General features: G+C 60.9%; 13 protein-coding genes. 12 read left to right on the forward strand and 1 reads right to left on the reverse strand.

Annotation, left to right across the window (positions count from 1 at the left end; genetic code table 11):
* Positions 1 to 30 precede the first annotated feature (30 nt).
* The 12 genes from fabZ to ispD all read left to right on the forward strand — a co-directional run bounded on the left by fabZ (position 31) and on the right by ispD (position 14,511).
* Positions 31 to 471: a 3-hydroxyacyl-ACP dehydratase FabZ gene (fabZ, locus tag AC3RCP_RS07045; RefSeq protein WP_007924058.1), complete on the forward strand. Its 441-nt coding sequence runs from the start codon at positions 31 to 33 to the stop codon at positions 469 to 471.
* Complete coding sequence (lpxA, locus tag AC3RCP_RS07050) at positions 468 to 1,244, forward strand: acyl-ACP--UDP-N-acetylglucosamine O-acyltransferase (RefSeq protein ID WP_492569396.1); 777 nt, start codon at positions 468 to 470, stop codon at positions 1,242 to 1,244. The genes fabZ and lpxA overlap by 4 nt, the downstream gene beginning before the upstream one ends.
* Positions 1,245 to 1,246: 2 nt before the next feature.
* A complete protein-coding gene (lpxB, locus tag AC3RCP_RS07055) occupies positions 1,247 to 2,377 on the forward strand; it encodes a lipid-A-disaccharide synthase (RefSeq protein ID WP_101336964.1) in 1,131 nt (376 codons plus the stop codon).
* Positions 2,378 to 2,388: 11 nt separating this feature from the next.
* Entirely contained in the window at positions 2,389 to 3,021 is a 633-nt protein-coding gene (gene rnhB / locus AC3RCP_RS07060; protein WP_007924054.1) for a ribonuclease HII, read from the forward strand.
* A gap of 70 nt (positions 3,022 to 3,091) precedes the next feature.
* Positions 3,092 to 6,616, forward strand: coding sequence for a DNA polymerase III subunit alpha (dnaE, locus tag AC3RCP_RS07065; protein WP_101336966.1), 3,525 nt, complete (start codon positions 3,092 to 3,094; stop codon positions 6,614 to 6,616).
* A gap of 140 nt (positions 6,617 to 6,756) precedes the next feature.
* Positions 6,757 to 7,704, forward strand: a complete 948-nt coding sequence (locus tag AC3RCP_RS07070) for an acetyl-CoA carboxylase carboxyltransferase subunit alpha (RefSeq protein WP_007924049.1) — start codon at positions 6,757 to 6,759, stop codon at positions 7,702 to 7,704.
* Positions 7,705 to 7,823: 119 nt separating this feature from the next.
* Complete coding sequence (gene tilS / locus AC3RCP_RS07075; RefSeq protein ID WP_492569398.1) at positions 7,824 to 9,152, forward strand: tRNA lysidine(34) synthetase TilS; 1,329 nt, start codon at positions 7,824 to 7,826, stop codon at positions 9,150 to 9,152.
* Between the two features lie 274 nt (positions 9,153 to 9,426).
* The gene (gene pyrG, locus AC3RCP_RS07080; RefSeq protein WP_101336968.1) at positions 9,427 to 11,058 is read left to right on the forward strand and encodes a CTP synthase; all 1,632 of its coding nucleotides are present in this window, start codon (positions 9,427 to 9,429) and stop codon (positions 11,056 to 11,058) included.
* Between the two features lie 5 nt (positions 11,059 to 11,063).
* On the forward strand, positions 11,064 to 11,909 hold the full coding sequence (gene kdsA, locus AC3RCP_RS07085; protein WP_009047224.1) for a 3-deoxy-8-phosphooctulonate synthase: 846 nt from the start codon (positions 11,064 to 11,066) through the stop codon (positions 11,907 to 11,909).
* Between the two features lie 157 nt (positions 11,910 to 12,066).
* On the forward strand, positions 12,067 to 13,356 hold the full coding sequence (gene eno / locus AC3RCP_RS07090; RefSeq protein ID WP_009042397.1) for a phosphopyruvate hydratase: 1,290 nt from the start codon (positions 12,067 to 12,069) through the stop codon (positions 13,354 to 13,356).
* A 172-nt stretch (positions 13,357 to 13,528) separates the two neighbouring features.
* Complete coding sequence (gene ftsB, locus AC3RCP_RS07095; RefSeq protein WP_007924039.1) at positions 13,529 to 13,807, forward strand: cell division protein FtsB; 279 nt, start codon at positions 13,529 to 13,531, stop codon at positions 13,805 to 13,807.
* On the forward strand, positions 13,804 to 14,511 hold the full coding sequence (gene ispD, locus AC3RCP_RS07100; protein ID WP_053259806.1) for a 2-C-methyl-D-erythritol 4-phosphate cytidylyltransferase: 708 nt from the start codon (positions 13,804 to 13,806) through the stop codon (positions 14,509 to 14,511). Before ftsB ends, ispD begins: the two co-directional genes overlap by 4 nt.
* A gap of 161 nt (positions 14,512 to 14,672) precedes the next feature.
* On the opposite strand, the gene AC3RCP_RS07105 is transcribed toward ispD, so the two are convergent.
* Complete coding sequence (locus tag AC3RCP_RS07105; protein WP_007924036.1) at positions 14,673 to 15,569, reverse strand: LysR substrate-binding domain-containing protein; 897 nt, start codon at positions 15,567 to 15,569, stop codon at positions 14,673 to 14,675.
* Between the last annotated feature and the right edge of the window lie 82 nt (positions 15,570 to 15,651).

Here is a 15,651-nt window from a genome sequence, read left to right on the forward strand (position 1 = left end):
CCCAATCTTTACTACAGGCTTCCCCCCGAAATGATGGACATCAACGAGATTCGCGAATACCTGCCTCACCGTTACCCGTTCCTGTTGGTGGACCGGGTAGTGGATCTGGATGTTGAAGGCAAGTGCATTCGTGCCTACAAGAATGTCAGCATCAACGAACCTTTCTTCAATGGTCATTTCCCCGCGCATCCAATCATGCCGGGCGTGCTGATCATCGAAGCCATGGCTCAGGCTGCGGGCATTCTTGGTTTCAAGATGCTGGACGTGAAGCCGGCCGATGGCACCCTCTATTACTTCGTCGGTTCCGACAAGCTGCGCTTCCGCCAGCCGGTGCTGCCGGGTGACCAGTTGATCCTGGAAGCCAAGTTCATCAGCTGCAAGCGCCAGATCTGGAAATTCGAATGCCAGGCTTCGGTCGACGGCAAGCCAGTCTGCTCCGCTGAAATCATCTGTGCGGAACGCAAACTATGAGTTTGATTGACCCTCGCGCAATCATCGATCCGACGGCCATTCTGGCCGACGACGTTGAGGTTGGCCCGTGGTCGATCGTTGGCGCCGGTGTGGAAATCGGCGAGGGTACGGTGATCGGGCCTCATGTAGTTCTCAAAGGCCCGACCCGGATCGGTAAGCACAATCGTATCTACCAGTTCTCCTCGGTAGGCGAAGACACTCCCGATCTGAAGTACAAAGGCGAGGAAACCCGCCTGGTGATTGGTGACCACAACGTCATTCGTGAAGGCGTGACCATTCATCGCGGCACTGTCCAGGATCGTTCCGAGACTACTCTCGGCGATCACAACCTGGTCATGGCGTACGCCCATATCGGTCACGACAGCGTGATCGGCAACCATTGCATCCTGGTCAACAATACGGCGTTGGCTGGCCATGTGCATGTGGACGACTGGGCGATCCTGTCCGGTTTCACCCTGGTTCACCAATACTGCCATATCGGCGCCCACAGCTTTTCCGGCATGGGTACGGCGATCGGCAAGGATGTTCCGGCTTTTGTCACAGTGTTCGGTAACCCGGCCGAGGCACGCAGCATGAACTTCGAGGGCATGCGTCGTCGTGGTTTCAGCGAAGACGCGATTCACGCCCTGCGTCGAGCCTATAAAGTGGTGTATCGCCAGGGCTTGACTATCGATCAGGCGCTCATCGAGTTAGCAGAAGCTGCTGCACAATTTCCCGAAGTCGCGGTATTTCGTGACTCGATCCAGTCTTCGACCCGCGGTATCACCCGTTAATCATGAGCAAACTGCGTATTGCGCTGGTGGCTGGCGAAGCTTCCGGCGACATTCTTGGCGCCGGTTTGATGCGCGCGCTCAAGGCCCAGCATCCCGCCGTTGAATTCATCGGTGTCGGAGGCCCGCTGATGCAGGCCGAAGGGCTGACCTCTTACTTCCCGATGGAGCGCCTGGCGGTCATGGGGCTGGTGGAAGTCCTGGGACGCTTGCGCGAACTGCTGGCCCGGCGCAAGAAACTGGTTCAGACTCTGATCGCCGAGAAGCCGGACGTGTTTATCGGCATCGATGCCCCCGATTTCAACCTCAACATCGAACTCAAGTTGCGTCAGGCCGGCATCAAGACCGTGCACTACGTCAGCCCCTCGGTCTGGGCGTGGCGACAAAAGCGCGTGCTGAAGATCCGCGAAGGTTGCGACCTGATGCTGACGCTGTTCCCGTTCGAAGCCAGATTCTATGAAGAGAAGGGCGTGCCGGTGCGGTTCGTCGGGCACTCCCTGGCTGACGCCATTCCGCTGGAGGCTGACCGGGCCGCGGCTCGCACTGAGCTGGGCTTGCCCGAGGGCCCGCTGGTGGCCCTGATGCCGGGCAGCCGTGGCGGTGAAGTCGGGCGCCTGGGAGCCTTGTTCCTCGACGCGGCACAGCGCTTGCGCGCTTTGCGTCCAGGGGTGCGTTTCGTCATGCCCTGCGCGAGCCCCGAGCGACGCACTCAGTTGGAAGAGCTGCTGGCCGGTCGCGACCTGCCGCTGACCCTGCTCAACGGCCAGTCGCATCAGGCGCTGGCGGCTTGCGACGCGGTATTGATCGCTTCCGGCACCGCGACCCTTGAGGCGCTGCTGTATAAGCGCCCAATGGTCGTCGCCTATCGCCTGGCACCGCTGACCTTCTGGATTCTCAAGCGCATGGTCAAGAGCCCTTATATTTCCCTGCCGAACCTGCTGGCCCAACGCCTGCTGGTTCCCGAGCTGCTGCAGGACGACGCCACTGCAGAGGCCCTGGCCCAGACCCTGTCGCCCTTGATCGAAGACGGCCAGGAGCAGACCCGCGGGTTTGACGAGATCCATCGTACCTTGCGCCGGGATGCCTCCAACCAGGCGGCTGACGCGGTGTTGAACCTGATTGGCAAACCGGCATGAGTAACGAAAAGATGCAGATGGGACTGGATTTCTCGCTGGTGGCCGATGCCGAAGACCTGGTGGCCGGTGTCGACGAAGTAGGGCGCGGCCCCTTGTGCGGCGCTGTGGTCACGGCTGCGGTCATCCTCGATCCGAGTCGGCCGATTCTCGGCCTGAACGACTCGAAGAAACTCACCGAGGCCCGTCGCGAAAAGCTTTACGACGAAATTTGTGAGAAAGCCCTGAGCTGGTGCATTGCCCGCGCCGAAGTCGAGGAAATCGACGAGTTGAATATCCTGCATGCCACCATGCTGGCCATGCAGCGCGCGGTAGAAGGGCTGAGCGTGACCCCGAAACTGGCGATGATCGACGGTAACCGTTGCCCGAAACTGTCGATGCCTGCCGAAGCCGTGGTCCAGGGCGATAGCAAGGTGCCTGCGATCGCCGCGGCGTCGATTCTGGCCAAGGTCAGCCGGGATCGCGAGATGGCGGCGTTCGAGCTGATCTACCCCGGTTATGGCATCGGCGGACACAAGGGCTATCCGACGCCCGTTCATCTGGAAGCGCTGGCCCGCCTGGGGCCGACGCCGATTCACCGGCGCTCGTTCGCGCCGGTACGCCAAGCCTACGAAGCCCGTGAGAACGTGGGCGAGATTCAGTCCTGAGGCTGATGTTTTAGCGAAGGCCCGGTACAATCCGGGCCTTGTTGTTTTCGCGCTTTCTTACAGGATCACTATGCCGGCTTCATTCGTTCATCTACGCCTGCACACTGAATATTCCCTGGTTGACGGTCTGGTGCGGATCAAACCGCTGGTCAAGACGTTGGCCGGCATGGGCATGCCCGCCGTGGCGGTTACCGACCAGAACAACATGTGTTCTCTGGTCAAGTTCTACAAGGCGGCCATGGGCACCGGGATCAAGCCGATCTGTGGTGCCGACTTGTGGCTGTCGAACAAGGATCCCGAGAATCCACTGAGCCGCATCAGCCTGCTGGTGATGAATGCCGTGGGCTATCGCAACCTGACCGAGCTGATTTCCCGCGGCTTCATCGATGGCCAGCGTAATGGCCAGATCATCATCGAGCGCGAGTGGGTGGCCGAGGCCGCCGAGGGCCTGATCATGCTCTCGGCCGCGAAAGAGGGTGAGATCGGTATCGCCTTGCTCTCTGGCGATCTGCAAGAAGCGCAAACCCTGGCGCGCGAGTGGATGGCGGTGTTCCCGGATCGTTTCTATCTGGAAGTGCAGCGTACCAACCGTCCCAACGACGAAGAGCAGTTGCACGCAGCTGTGGCCCTGGCGGACAAGATCGGCGCGCCGCTGGTGGCGACCAACGATGTGCGGTTCATCAAGCGCGAAGACTTCGAGGCCCATGAAACCCGGGTCTGCATCGGTGAAGGCCGTGCCCTCGACGACCCGCGCCGTTCGAAGAACTACAGCGACCAGCAGTACCTGAAAAGCGCCGAGGAAATGGCCGAATTGTTCAGCGACCTGCCCGAGGCCCTGGAAAACACGGTCGAGATCGCCAAGCGCTGCAATATCGAAGTGAAGCTGGGCAAGCACTTCTTGCCTGACTATCCGATTCCCGATGGCATGACCATCGATGAGTATTTCCGCAAGGTGTCGTTCGACGGGCTGGAAGAGCGCCTCAGCGTGCTGCTGCCCAAGGACACCACCGAAGACTATGAAGCCAAGCGCCAGGTGTATGTCGACCGGCTGAATTTCGAGCTGGATATCATCATCCAGATGGGGTTCCCCGGTTACTTCCTGATCGTTATGGACTTTATCCAGTGGGCCAAGAGCAACGGTGTGCCGGTGGGGCCAGGCCGGGGATCGGGTGCCGGCTCCCTGGTGGCCTACGTGCAGAAGATCACCGACCTCGACCCGCTGGCCTACGACCTGCTGTTCGAACGTTTCCTCAACCCGGAACGGGTTTCCATGCCCGACTTCGACGTCGACTTCTGCATGGACGGTCGTGACCGGGTCATCGACTACGTGGCCGAGAAATACGGCCGCAACGCGGTAAGCCAGATCATCACCTTCGGTTCCATGGCCGCCAAGGCGGTGGTGCGTGACGTGGCGCGGGTGCAGGGCAAGTCTTACGGCCTGGCTGACCGTCTGTCGAAGATGATTCCCTTCGAAGTCGGCATGACCCTGGAAAAAGCCTACGAGCAGGAAGAAATCCTGCGTGACTTCATCAAGGTCGATGAAGAAGCGGCGGAAATCTGGGAAATGGCGCGCAAGCTCGAGGGCGTGGTGCGTAACGTCGGCAAGCACGCCGGTGGTGTGGTTATCGCCCCGACCAAGCTGACCGACTTCTCGCCGATCTACTGCGACGAAGCCGGCGACGGCCTGGTGACCCAGTTCGACAAGGACGACGTCGAGGCCGCCGGCCTGGTGAAGTTCGACTTCCTCGGCCTGCGGACCCTGACCATCATCAAGTGGGCGATGGAGACCATCAACCGCGAGCAGGTCAAAAAGAACCTGCCCGACGTCAACATCGACTTCATCCCGCTGGACGACAAGAAGACTTACGAGCTGTTGCAGAAGGCCGAGACCACTGCGGTGTTCCAGCTCGAATCCCGAGGCATGAAAGAGCTGATCAAAAAGCTCAAGCCCGACTGTCTGGAAGACCTGATCGCACTGGTAGCGCTGTTCCGTCCTGGTCCGTTGCAGTCGGGCATGGTGGACGACTTCATCAACCGTAAGCACGGTCGCGCCGAACTGGCCTATCCGCATCCGGATTACCAGTACGAGGGCCTGCGGCCGGTACTGGCGCCGACCTACGGCATCATTCTGTATCAGGAACAGGTGATGCAGATTGCCCAGGTGATGGCGGGCTACACCCTTGGCGGGGCCGACATGCTGCGTCGTGCCATGGGTAAGAAAAAACCCGAGGAGATGGCCAAGCAACGCGGCGGCTTCATCGAAGGTTGTGCCAACAACAATATCGATGCCGACCTGGCGGGCAACATCTTCGACCTGGTGGAAAAGTTCGCCGGCTACGGTTTCAACAAGTCCCACTCGGCCGCCTACGGCCTGGTGTCCTACCAGACTGCGTGGCTCAAGACGCATCACCCGGCGCCTTTCATGGCCGCGGTACTGTCCGCGGATATGCACAACACCGACAAGGTGGTGGTGCTGATCGAAGAAGTGCGCAGCATGAAGCTGCGCCTCGATGCTCCGGATGTGAACAGTTCCGACTTCAAGTTCACCGTTAATAACGACGGCCGCATCGTCTATGGCCTGGGAGCGATCAAGGGCGTGGGCGAGGGGCCGGTGGAGGCGATCGTCGAGGCCCGTGCCGAAGGTGGTCCGTTCAAGGATCTGTTCGACTTCTGCAGCCGGGTCGACCTCAAGCGCATCAACAAGCGTACCCTCGATGCGTTGATCCGCAGTGGTGCCCTGGACCGCCTGGGGCCCTACTTCCACGACGAAATCAAGGCCTACCAGGCCAACATTGACCGCAACCGCGCGGTGCTGTTGTCGGCCCTGGAGGAAGCAGTCAAGGCGGCCGAGCAGACCGCGCGTACCGCCGACAGTGGCCACGCCGACCTGTTCGGCGGGGTCTTCGTCGAAGAAGATGCGGACGTCTACGCCAATCATCGCAAGGCCAAGGAACTGACCCTCAAGGAGCGCCTGAAAGGGGAGAAAGATACCCTTGGCCTGTACCTGACCGGGCACCCGATCGACGAATACGAAGGTGAGATCCGCCGTTTCGCCCGCCAGCGCATCGTCGACCTGAAGCCGGCGCGCGATACCCAGACCGTCGCGGGCATGATCATTGCCCTGCGGGTCATGAAGAACAAGAAGGGCGACAAGATGGGGTTCATTACCCTTGACGATCGTTCGGGGCGGATCGAGGCTTCGCTGTTCGCCGAGGCCTTCCATTCGGCCCAGTCCCTGCTGCAGACCGACGCGATGGTGGTGGTCGAGGGCGAGGTCAGCAACGACGACTTCTCCGGCGGTCTGCGCCTGCGGGTCAAGCGGGTGATGAGCATGGAAGATGCGCGCACCAATCTGGCGGAAAGCCTGCGCCTGAAGGTGCATACCGAAGCCCTCAAGGGCGATCAGCTACGCTGGCTGGGGGAGTTGTGCAAACGCCATCGCGGCGCTTGCCCGATCTCCATGGAGTACACCAAGGAGGACGCCAAGGCCTTGCTGCAGTTCGGCGAAGCCTGGCGGATCGATCCGGCGGATGCCTTGATTCAAGCCCTGCGTGACCAGTTCGGGCGAGACAACGTCTTCCTCCAATACCGTTGACGGTCTGGCGCCATAAAAGTGCGCCGATCTCGACCCGAATTTTTAATCTCGACCTGAACGCGCCTCTCCCTTAAGGTAGGGCGCGAATAGACAACCGGCCGGCCCAAGCTTTCTTGGACGTCGACCCAAGACGGACGCCTATGAACCCGAATTTTCTTGATTTCGAACAGCCGATCGCCGACCTGCAAGCCAAGATCGAAGAGTTGCGCTTGGTCGGTAATGACAATTCGCTGAATATCGGCGATGAGATCTCCCGCCTGCAAGACAAGAGCAGCACACTGACCGAGGACATCTTCGGCAAGCTGACCAGCTGGCAGATCGCACGCCTGGCGCGTCACCCGCGTCGTCCGTACACCCTGGACTACATCGAGCACATCTTCACCGAGTTCGACGAACTGCATGGCGATCGCCACTTCTCCGACGACGCTGCGATCGTCGGCGGCGTTGCCCGTCTGGACGACCAGCCGGTCATGATCATCGGTCACCAGAAAGGCCGTGAAGTGCGCGAGAAGGTCCGTCGCAACTTCGGTATGCCGCGTCCTGAAGGCTATCGCAAGGCCTGCCGCCTGATGGAAATGGCCGAGCGCTTCAAGATGCCGATCCTGACCTTCATCGACACCCCGGGCGCCTACCCGGGCATCGACGCCGAAGAGCGCAACCAGAGCGAGGCCATCGCCTGGAACCTGCGCGTCATGGCACGCCTGAAAACCCCCATCATCGCCACCGTGATCGGTGAAGGTGGTTCCGGCGGTGCGCTGGCCATTGGTGTCTGCGATCAGCTGAACATGCTGCAGTACTCCACTTACGCGGTAATTTCGCCGGAAGGCTGCGCCTCGATCCTGTGGAAAACCGCCGAGAAAGCACCGGATGCCGCCGAAGCCATGGGTATCACCGCCGAGCGCCTGAAAGGCCTGGGCATTGTCGACAAGGTCATTGGCGAGCCACTGGGTGGTGCGCACCGTGATCCGGCTGCCGCTGCCGCTCTGATCCGTACCGAGCTGACTTCCCAGCTGGCGATGCTCAAGAAGATGGATAACGACACCCTGTTGGCCCGTCGTTACGATCGCCTGATGAGCTACGGTCTCTGATAGATCGACGCTCCTTGTAGGGGTGGGCTTGCTCGCGAAATGGGCGCCTCGGCCATTCAGGTCGAGGCTTTTCAGGCACTGCGAGCACGCTCGGTCTCTACTCAGGATCCGCTCCATTCATGAGCCCATTCGATACAGCCCTCACGCAAAAACTGTTGCAACGCCTCCTGCCCTGGCTGGATCGATCGGCCTGGCGCATCGCATTCTCTGGTGGCCTCGATTCCACCGTCCTGCTGCACCTGCTTGCCCAACTCAAGCAGCGACACAGACTTCCCCCTTTGACCGCCATACACGTGCATCACGGCCTTCAGGCTGCGGCTGACGCCTGGCCGGAGCATTGCCGGGCCCAGTGCGAGGCTTTGGCTGTGCCGTTGCAGGTAGTGGCGGTGCAGGTGCAACCAGGAGCCAGTCTCGAGCGCGCGGCGCGGGAAGCGCGTTATGCCGTGTTCGAAGAGATAACCGGCAGCAATGAGTTGCTGCTGACGGCCCAGCACCGCGACGATCAGGCGGAAACCCTGTTGTTCCGTCTGCTGCGTGGGGCCGGAGTCAGGGGGCTGTCGGCCATGCCGGCGTCGCGTGCGTTGGGACAGGGGCATTTGCTGCGGCCTTTGCTCGACGTCTCCCGCGACGAACTGGAGCGTTACGCTCGGGATCACCAGTTGCACTGGATCGACGACCCCTCCAACCAGGACCGGCAGTTCTCCCGCAATTACCTGCGCCATCAGGTATTCCCATTGCTGACCGCCCGCTGGCCACAAGCTGCCAGCAGCATGGCGCGTAGCGCGGCGCATTTGCGTGAGGCCCGGGAGTTGCTGGATGAGCTGGCCATTATCGATCTGCAAGAGGCGGTCAAGGGCGTTGAGTTCGAATGGCTGAGGTTGCCGTCCCTGGCGCTGGCGCCTTTGCTCGGCTTGTCGCAGGCGCGTCAGCGCAATGCCCTGAGTCACTGGTTGAGCCGCTTCACGCCACTGCCGGACAGCGATCACTGGGCGGGCTGGCAGACGCTGCGCGATGCCGCGTGCGACAGCCGTCCGGTATGGCGGCTGGGGCAGGGCGAGTTGCAGCGGGCGGCAGGGCGCGTCTGGTGGTTGTCGGATAGCTGGCTGCAACCGGTACTGTCTGCACCGAGTTGGGTCGATACCGCTGCGCCTCTGTCGTTGCCGGGTAATGGTCAACTGCAACTCATCGGTGGCGCGCCGCAAGGACCTTTGCAAGTGCGTTACCGTCAGGGGGGCGAGGTGATGCAATTGCCAGGACGCGGCCACCGCGACCTTAAGCGTCTGCTCAACGAGGCAGGTCTGCCAGCCTTCGTCCGTGGCAGATTGCCGCTGCTGTATCGAGGCGAAGAATTGCTCGCGGTGGCGAACCTGCCAGGTCTTGACGCAAATGCCCATGAAGGTTGGCAATTGCATTGGCAGCCGCCTTCGAGCGATCAAGGTTTGAGCTGAAAGTCCCTTTCCGGTAGACTACGCTCCCTTCTTGATACAACTTCTGTGGATTCGCCTGAATTGCAGGAGTTGCCGATTACCAAGCAGTCTTTGCTGGGCGATTCCAAAAAATGTGTAGCGAGCAACGTACCGGTGTTTTTTCTTCCGGTCTGTCCCAACGCGGCGGTTTTTTTGAAAGGTGCACTGTGATTAATGCAGGTGATCGGGGGCTTCGGCCTTCCTTCGCTTTCCCCGGCGGCTCGGACCGCTTTAACGCAGACTTCTAGGGTTTTTCATGACGCGCTACATATTCGTCACGGGCGGTGTTGTTTCTTCATTGGGGAAAGGCATTGCCTCGGCTTCATTGGCGGCCATCCTGGAGGCGCGGGGACTTAAGGTCACCATGCTCAAGCTGGACCCGTACATCAACGTCGACCCGGGCACCATGAGCCCGTTCCAGCACGGTGAAGTGTTCGTCACCCACGACGGCGCCGAGACCGACCTGGACCTGGGCCACTACGAGCGGTTCATCCGCACGACCATGACCCAGAACAACAACTTCACCACCGGTCGTGTCTACGAGCACGTGCTGCGCAAAGAGCGCCGTGGTGATTACCTGGGCGCCACCATCCAGGTGATTCCGCACATCACCGACGAAATCAAGCGTCGCATCATCAAGGGCGCCGGCGATGCCGACGTGGCCCTGGTAGAGATCGGCGGCACCGTGGGCGACATCGAGTCGCAACCGTTCCTCGAGGCCATCCGCCAGCTGCGTGTCGAAGTCGGTTCCAAACGCGCGATGCTGATGCACCTGACCCTGGTTCCGTACATCGCTACCGCTGGCGAGACCAAGACCAAGCCAACCCAGCACTCGGTGAAAGAGCTGCGTTCCATCGGCCTGCAGCCTGACGTGCTGATCTGCCGCTCCGACCATCCGGTGGATGTGTCCTCGCGTCGCAAGATCGCGCTGTTCACCAACGTTGAAGAGCGCGCGGTAATCTCCCTGGAAGACGTCGACACCATCTACAAGATCCCGGCCGTGCTGCACGCGCAGGGTCTGGACGATTTCGTCGTCGAGCGTTTCGGCCTGCAATGCAACGGTGCCGATCTGTCCGAGTGGGAAAAGGTGGTCGACGCCAAGCTCAACCCCGAGCACGAAGTCACCATCGCCATGGTCGGCAAGTACATGGAGTTGCTCGACGCCTACAAGTCGCTGATCGAAGCGATGAGTCACGCCGGCATCACCAACCGCACCAAGGTCAACCTGCGCTATATCGATTCCGAAGACATCGAGAACCAGGGCACCGCGCTGCTTGAAGGCGTCGATGCGATCCTGGTTCCAGGCGGCTTCGGTCTGCGTGGCGTGGAAGGCAAGATCACCGCCGTCCAGTACGCTCGCGAAAACAAGGTGCCGTACCTGGGTATCTGCCTGGGCATGCAAGTGGCCGTGATCGAGTTCGCTCGTAACGTCATGGGCTGGAAAGACGCCAACTCCACCGAGTTCGATCGCGCCAGCGGCCACCCGGTCGTCGGCCTGATCACCGAGTGGGCAGATGCCACCGGCGCCGTCGAAACCCGTACCGAGGCCTCCGACCTGGGCGGCACCATGCGTCTCGGCGCTCAGGAATGCCTGCTCGAAGCTGGCTCCAAGGTGCACGATTGCTACGCCAAGGACGTGATCGTCGAGCGTCACCGTCATCGCTACGAAGTGAACAACAACCTGCTGCCGCAGATGATCGACGCCGGTCTGAAAATTTCCGGTCGTTCCGGCGATGGCGCGCTGGTTGAAGTGGTCGAGGCGCAGGATCATCCATGGTTCGTCGCCTGCCAGTTCCACCCTGAGTTCACCTCGACCCCACGTGACGGCCATCCGCTGTTCAGTGGCTTCGTCAAGGCGGCTTTGGCTCAACACCAGAAGAAGGCGTAACCCCGATGGCACAGAAGATCATCCGCGTCGGCGACATCGAGATTGCCAACGACAAGCCCATGGTGCTGTTCGGCGGCATGAACGTGCTGGAAAGCCGTGACATGGCCATGCAGGTCTGCGAAGAGTACGTGAAGGTCACCGAAAAGCTCGGTATCCCTTACGTGTTCAAGGCCAGTTTCGACAAGGCCAACCGGTCTTCTGTGACCTCTTATCGTGGTCCTGGCCTGGAAGAGGGCATGCGCATCTTCCAGGACATCAAGCAAGCCTTCGGCGTGCCGATCATCACCGACGTCCACGAGCCCTACCAGGCCGCGGTCGTCGCCGAGGTCTGCGACATCATTCAGCTGCCGGCCTTCCTGTCGCGCCAGACCGACCTGGTGGTCGCGATGGCCAAGACCGGTGCGGTGATCAACATCAAGAAAGCCCAGTTCCTTGCGCCCCAGGAAATGAAACACATCCTGAGCAAATGCGAGGAAGCGGGTAACGATCAGTTGATCCTCTGCGAGCGTGGTTCGAGCTTCGGCTACAACAACCTGGTGGTGGACATGCTCGGCTTCGGCATCATGAAGCAGTTCGAATACCCGGTGTTCTTCGATGTGACCCACGCGCTGCAAATGCCCGGCGGTCGCGCCGATTCGGCTGGTGGTCGCCGTGCCCAGGTCACCGACCTGGCCAAGGCCGGCATGAGCCAGTCCCTGGCCGGCCTGTTCCTGGAAGCCCACCCGGACCCGGACAACGCCAAATGCGACGGTCCATGCGCCCTGCGTCTGGACAAGCTCGAACCTTTCCTGGCCCAGCTCAAGGCCCTGGACGAACTGGTTAAGAGTTTTCCGACGGTAGAGACCGCGTAAAACCGATTTCTCCGGTAAAGTACCGCACGATTAATTGCTCAGGCCCGCGGGCCTGAGCCTTATCGTCCGCAAGTCTGCCTCCTGTTCCCTGCTTGCCGATGGTAAAGAGATTCCCTTCAGCTGCGTCGTTTTCGTCAACTTTGGAGTGTTTACAACAATGGCAAAAATCGTCGACATCAAAGGTCGTGAAGTTCTCGACTCCCGTGGCAACCCCACCGTCGAAGCGGACGTGCTTCTCGATAACGGCATCATCGGCAGCGCCTGCGCGCCGTCCGGTGCCTCCACCGGCTCGCGTGAAGCGCTGGAGCTGCGTGATGGCGACAAGAGCCGTTACCTGGGCAAGGGCGTACTGAAGGCCGTAGCCAACATCAATGGTCCGATCCGTGACCTGCTGCTGGGTAAAGACCCAAGCGACCAGAAAGCCCTCGACCAGGCAATGATCAAGCTGGACGGTACCGACAACAAGGCCACCCTGGGCGCCAACGCGATCCTCGCCGTTTCCCTGGCCGCGGCCAAGGCAGCAGCACAGGACCAGGACCTGCCGCTGTACGCGCACATCGCCAACCTGAACGGCACACCGGGCGTCTACTCGATGCCAGTGCCGATGATGAACATCATCAACGGTGGCGAGCACGCCGATAACAACGTCGACATCCAGGAATTCATGGTGCAGCCGGTGGGCGCCAAGTCCTTCTCCGAAGGCCTGCGCATGGGCACCGAGATTTTCCATCACCTCAAAGCCGTGCTGAAGGCCCGTGGCCTGAGCACCGCCGTGGGTGACGAAGGTGGTTTCGCGCCGAACCTGGCTTCCAACGAAGACGCCCTGAAAGTGATCTCCGAAGCCGTGGCCAACGCTGGTTACAAGCTGGGCACCGACGTGACCCTGGCTCTGGACTGCGCAGCCAGCGAGTTCTTCGAAGACGGCAAGTACAACCTGTCCGGCGAAGGCCAGGTGTTCACCGCTGAAGGTTTCGCCGACTACCTGAAAGGCCTGACCGAGCGTTACCCGATCATCTCCATCGAAGACGGTCTGGACGAGTCCGACTGGGCTGGCTGGAAGATCCTCACCGACAAGATCGGCGAGAAGACCCAACTGGTGGGCGACGACCTGTTCGTGACCAACACCAAGATCCTGAAAGAAGGCATCGACAAGAAGATCGCCAACTCGATCCTGATCAAGTTCAACCAGATCGGCACCCTGACCGAAACCCTGGAAGCCATCCAGATGGCCAAGGCTGCCGGTTACACCGCAGTGATTTCGCACCGTTCCGGCGAAACCGAAGACTCGACCATTGCCGACCTGGCCGTGGGCACCTCGGCTGGCCAGATCAAGACCGGTTCGCTGTGCCGTTCCGACCGCGTGTCCAAGTACAACCAATTGCTGCGTATCGAAGAGCAATTGAATGGCAAAGCCAAGTACAACGGCCGCAGCGAGTTTCGCGGTTAAGCGGTAGATGGTACAAAGACACCGGATTGGGTCAGAAAAATCGCATCAGCGAGATTTTTGCCACTAATCTGATGCCTTAAGAGCACAAGCCTGGTTCTTCCAGGCTTCGTGCTGTCAGTAGGTTCGAAGTTGTTGGCATGGCTGTCTTTTTTCACTGGATACCCGATATTCGATGCGCAGTCCCAATTGGTTGTTCCTCGTCTTGCTCTTGCTGCTGGCTGGCCTGCAGTACCGCCTCTGGGTGGGGAATGGCAGCTTGGCGCAGGTAACCGACCTGACTCAGCAAATTGCCGATCAGCGCGCTGAAAACGAGCGCTTGCTGGAGCGCAATCGTGTACTCGACGCGGAAGTCATGGAATTGAAGAAAGGCATGGAGACCGTGGAAGAGCGGGCTCGTCATGAACTGGGCATGGTCAAGGAGGGCGAAACCCTCTACCAGTTGGCCCAATGATCCAGTCGTTACCGGCCTTCTGGGCCGTGATTCCTGCCGCGGGCGTCGGTGCCCGCATGGCCGCGGACCGTCCCAAGCAATACTTGCAACTGGGCGGGCGCACTATTCTCGAACACAGCCTCGGCTGTTTCCTCGACCATCCTTGCCTGAAGGGGCTGGTGGTCAGCCTGGCGCTTGACGATCCTTACTGGCCGACCCTGGCCTGTGCCCATGACCCAAGGATCCAGCGGGTCGAAGGCGGTGCGGAGCGTTCCGGATCGGTCCTCAATGCCTTGCTCCATCTGCATGCCCAGGGCGCTGCGGATGAAGACTGGGTGCTGGTTCACGATGCCGCACGGCCGAACCTGTCCCGTGATGACCTGGACAAGCTGCTGAGCGAACTGGCGGATGACCCGGTGGGCGGCCTGCTCGCGGTGCCGGCCCGTGACACCCTGAAGCGGATCGACAAGCACGGACGGGTGCTGGAAACCGTGGACCGCAGCCTGATCTGGCAAGCCTATACGCCGCAGATGTTCCGTCTTGGCGCCTTGCATCGCGCCTTGGCCGACAGCCTGGTGGCGGATGTGGCGATTACCGATGAAGCGTCGGCGATGGAATGGGCCGGCCAGGCGCCACGCCTGATCGAAGGGCGTTCGGACAACCTCAAGGTGACCCGTCCGGAAGACCTGGAGTGGCTGCGCCAGCGTTGGGCCAATCGCCGCTGAGCGTAGCTTTTCGCGGGCCCCTGTAGCCGCTGCCGCAGGCTGCGAACGGCCCGGAACGGGACGCGTTTTTGTAGTCGTCATGTACTTCAAGCCGATCGACCGCGTTGTCCGCTATGACGGGTATTGCGTAGCCGATCGCAGCCTGCCGCAGCGGCTACGGATCAATCCTTGTACTCCGGCCGTTTGGCCAACCCCTCCTTGAGATAGTCCACCAGCTTGCGCACCTTGGGCGACAGATGCCGTTGTTGCGGATACAGCGCCCACACCGCGGTATTCGGCGGCTGATGCGCCTCGAGCAGGGAAATCAGGCTGCCCTGATGCAAATGCTCCAGCACGTAATAATCCGGTAGCTGGCAGAGGCCAACCCCCTGTAGCGCTGCATCCAGCACGGCCTGCCCGCTGTTGCAGCGCCAGTTGCCTTGCACCCGCTGGGAGAACTCGCGGCCGTCCTGCTCCAGCTGCCAGATGTCCGAGCTGCCGATCAGGCAGTTGTGGCGACTCAATTCCGACAGGCTGTGGGGGCGGCCGTAGCGTTCCAGGTAGGACGGCGAGGCGCAGAGGTACATGCGGCGTGGCGCCAGGCGGGTCGCCACCAGTCGTGAGTCCTGCAGGCGACCGAGGCGAATCGCCAGGTCCAGGCCCTCGTGCACCAGGTCCAGGGGCCGGTTGCTCAGTTCGATATCCACCCGCAGTTGCGGATAAAGCCCCATGAAACTGGTGACCAGCGGCACGATAAACCGCTCGCCGTAGGCCACCGCGCAGGTCATGCGCAGCATGCCCTTGGGTTCGCTGGTCAGGTCGCCGACGGCGCGCAATGCCTCTTCGCGCCCGTCCTGCAGGCGCTGGCAATGCTGCAAGAAAGTCTGCCCGGCCTCGGTCAGGGTCACTCGGCGGGTACTGCGATACAGCAGGCGGGTCTGCAGCCGTTCTTCCAGGCGGACGATCTGCCGGCTGATATGGGAAGACGACACCCCGAGGCGCTCCGCGGCGGCAGTGAACTGGCTGCACTCGGCCACGGCGACGAATTCGTCGATGCCTTCCCAGCGGTTCTCGTTCATGGTGATTGTCCCTGTACAGCAATAATGTTTTGCTTTTGTCCGGATTATTCATCGTCAGGCGCTGTTTTACACTCCCTGTCTC

It is taken from the genome of Pseudomonas sp. GW822-FHT05A08, assembly GCF_058800485.1.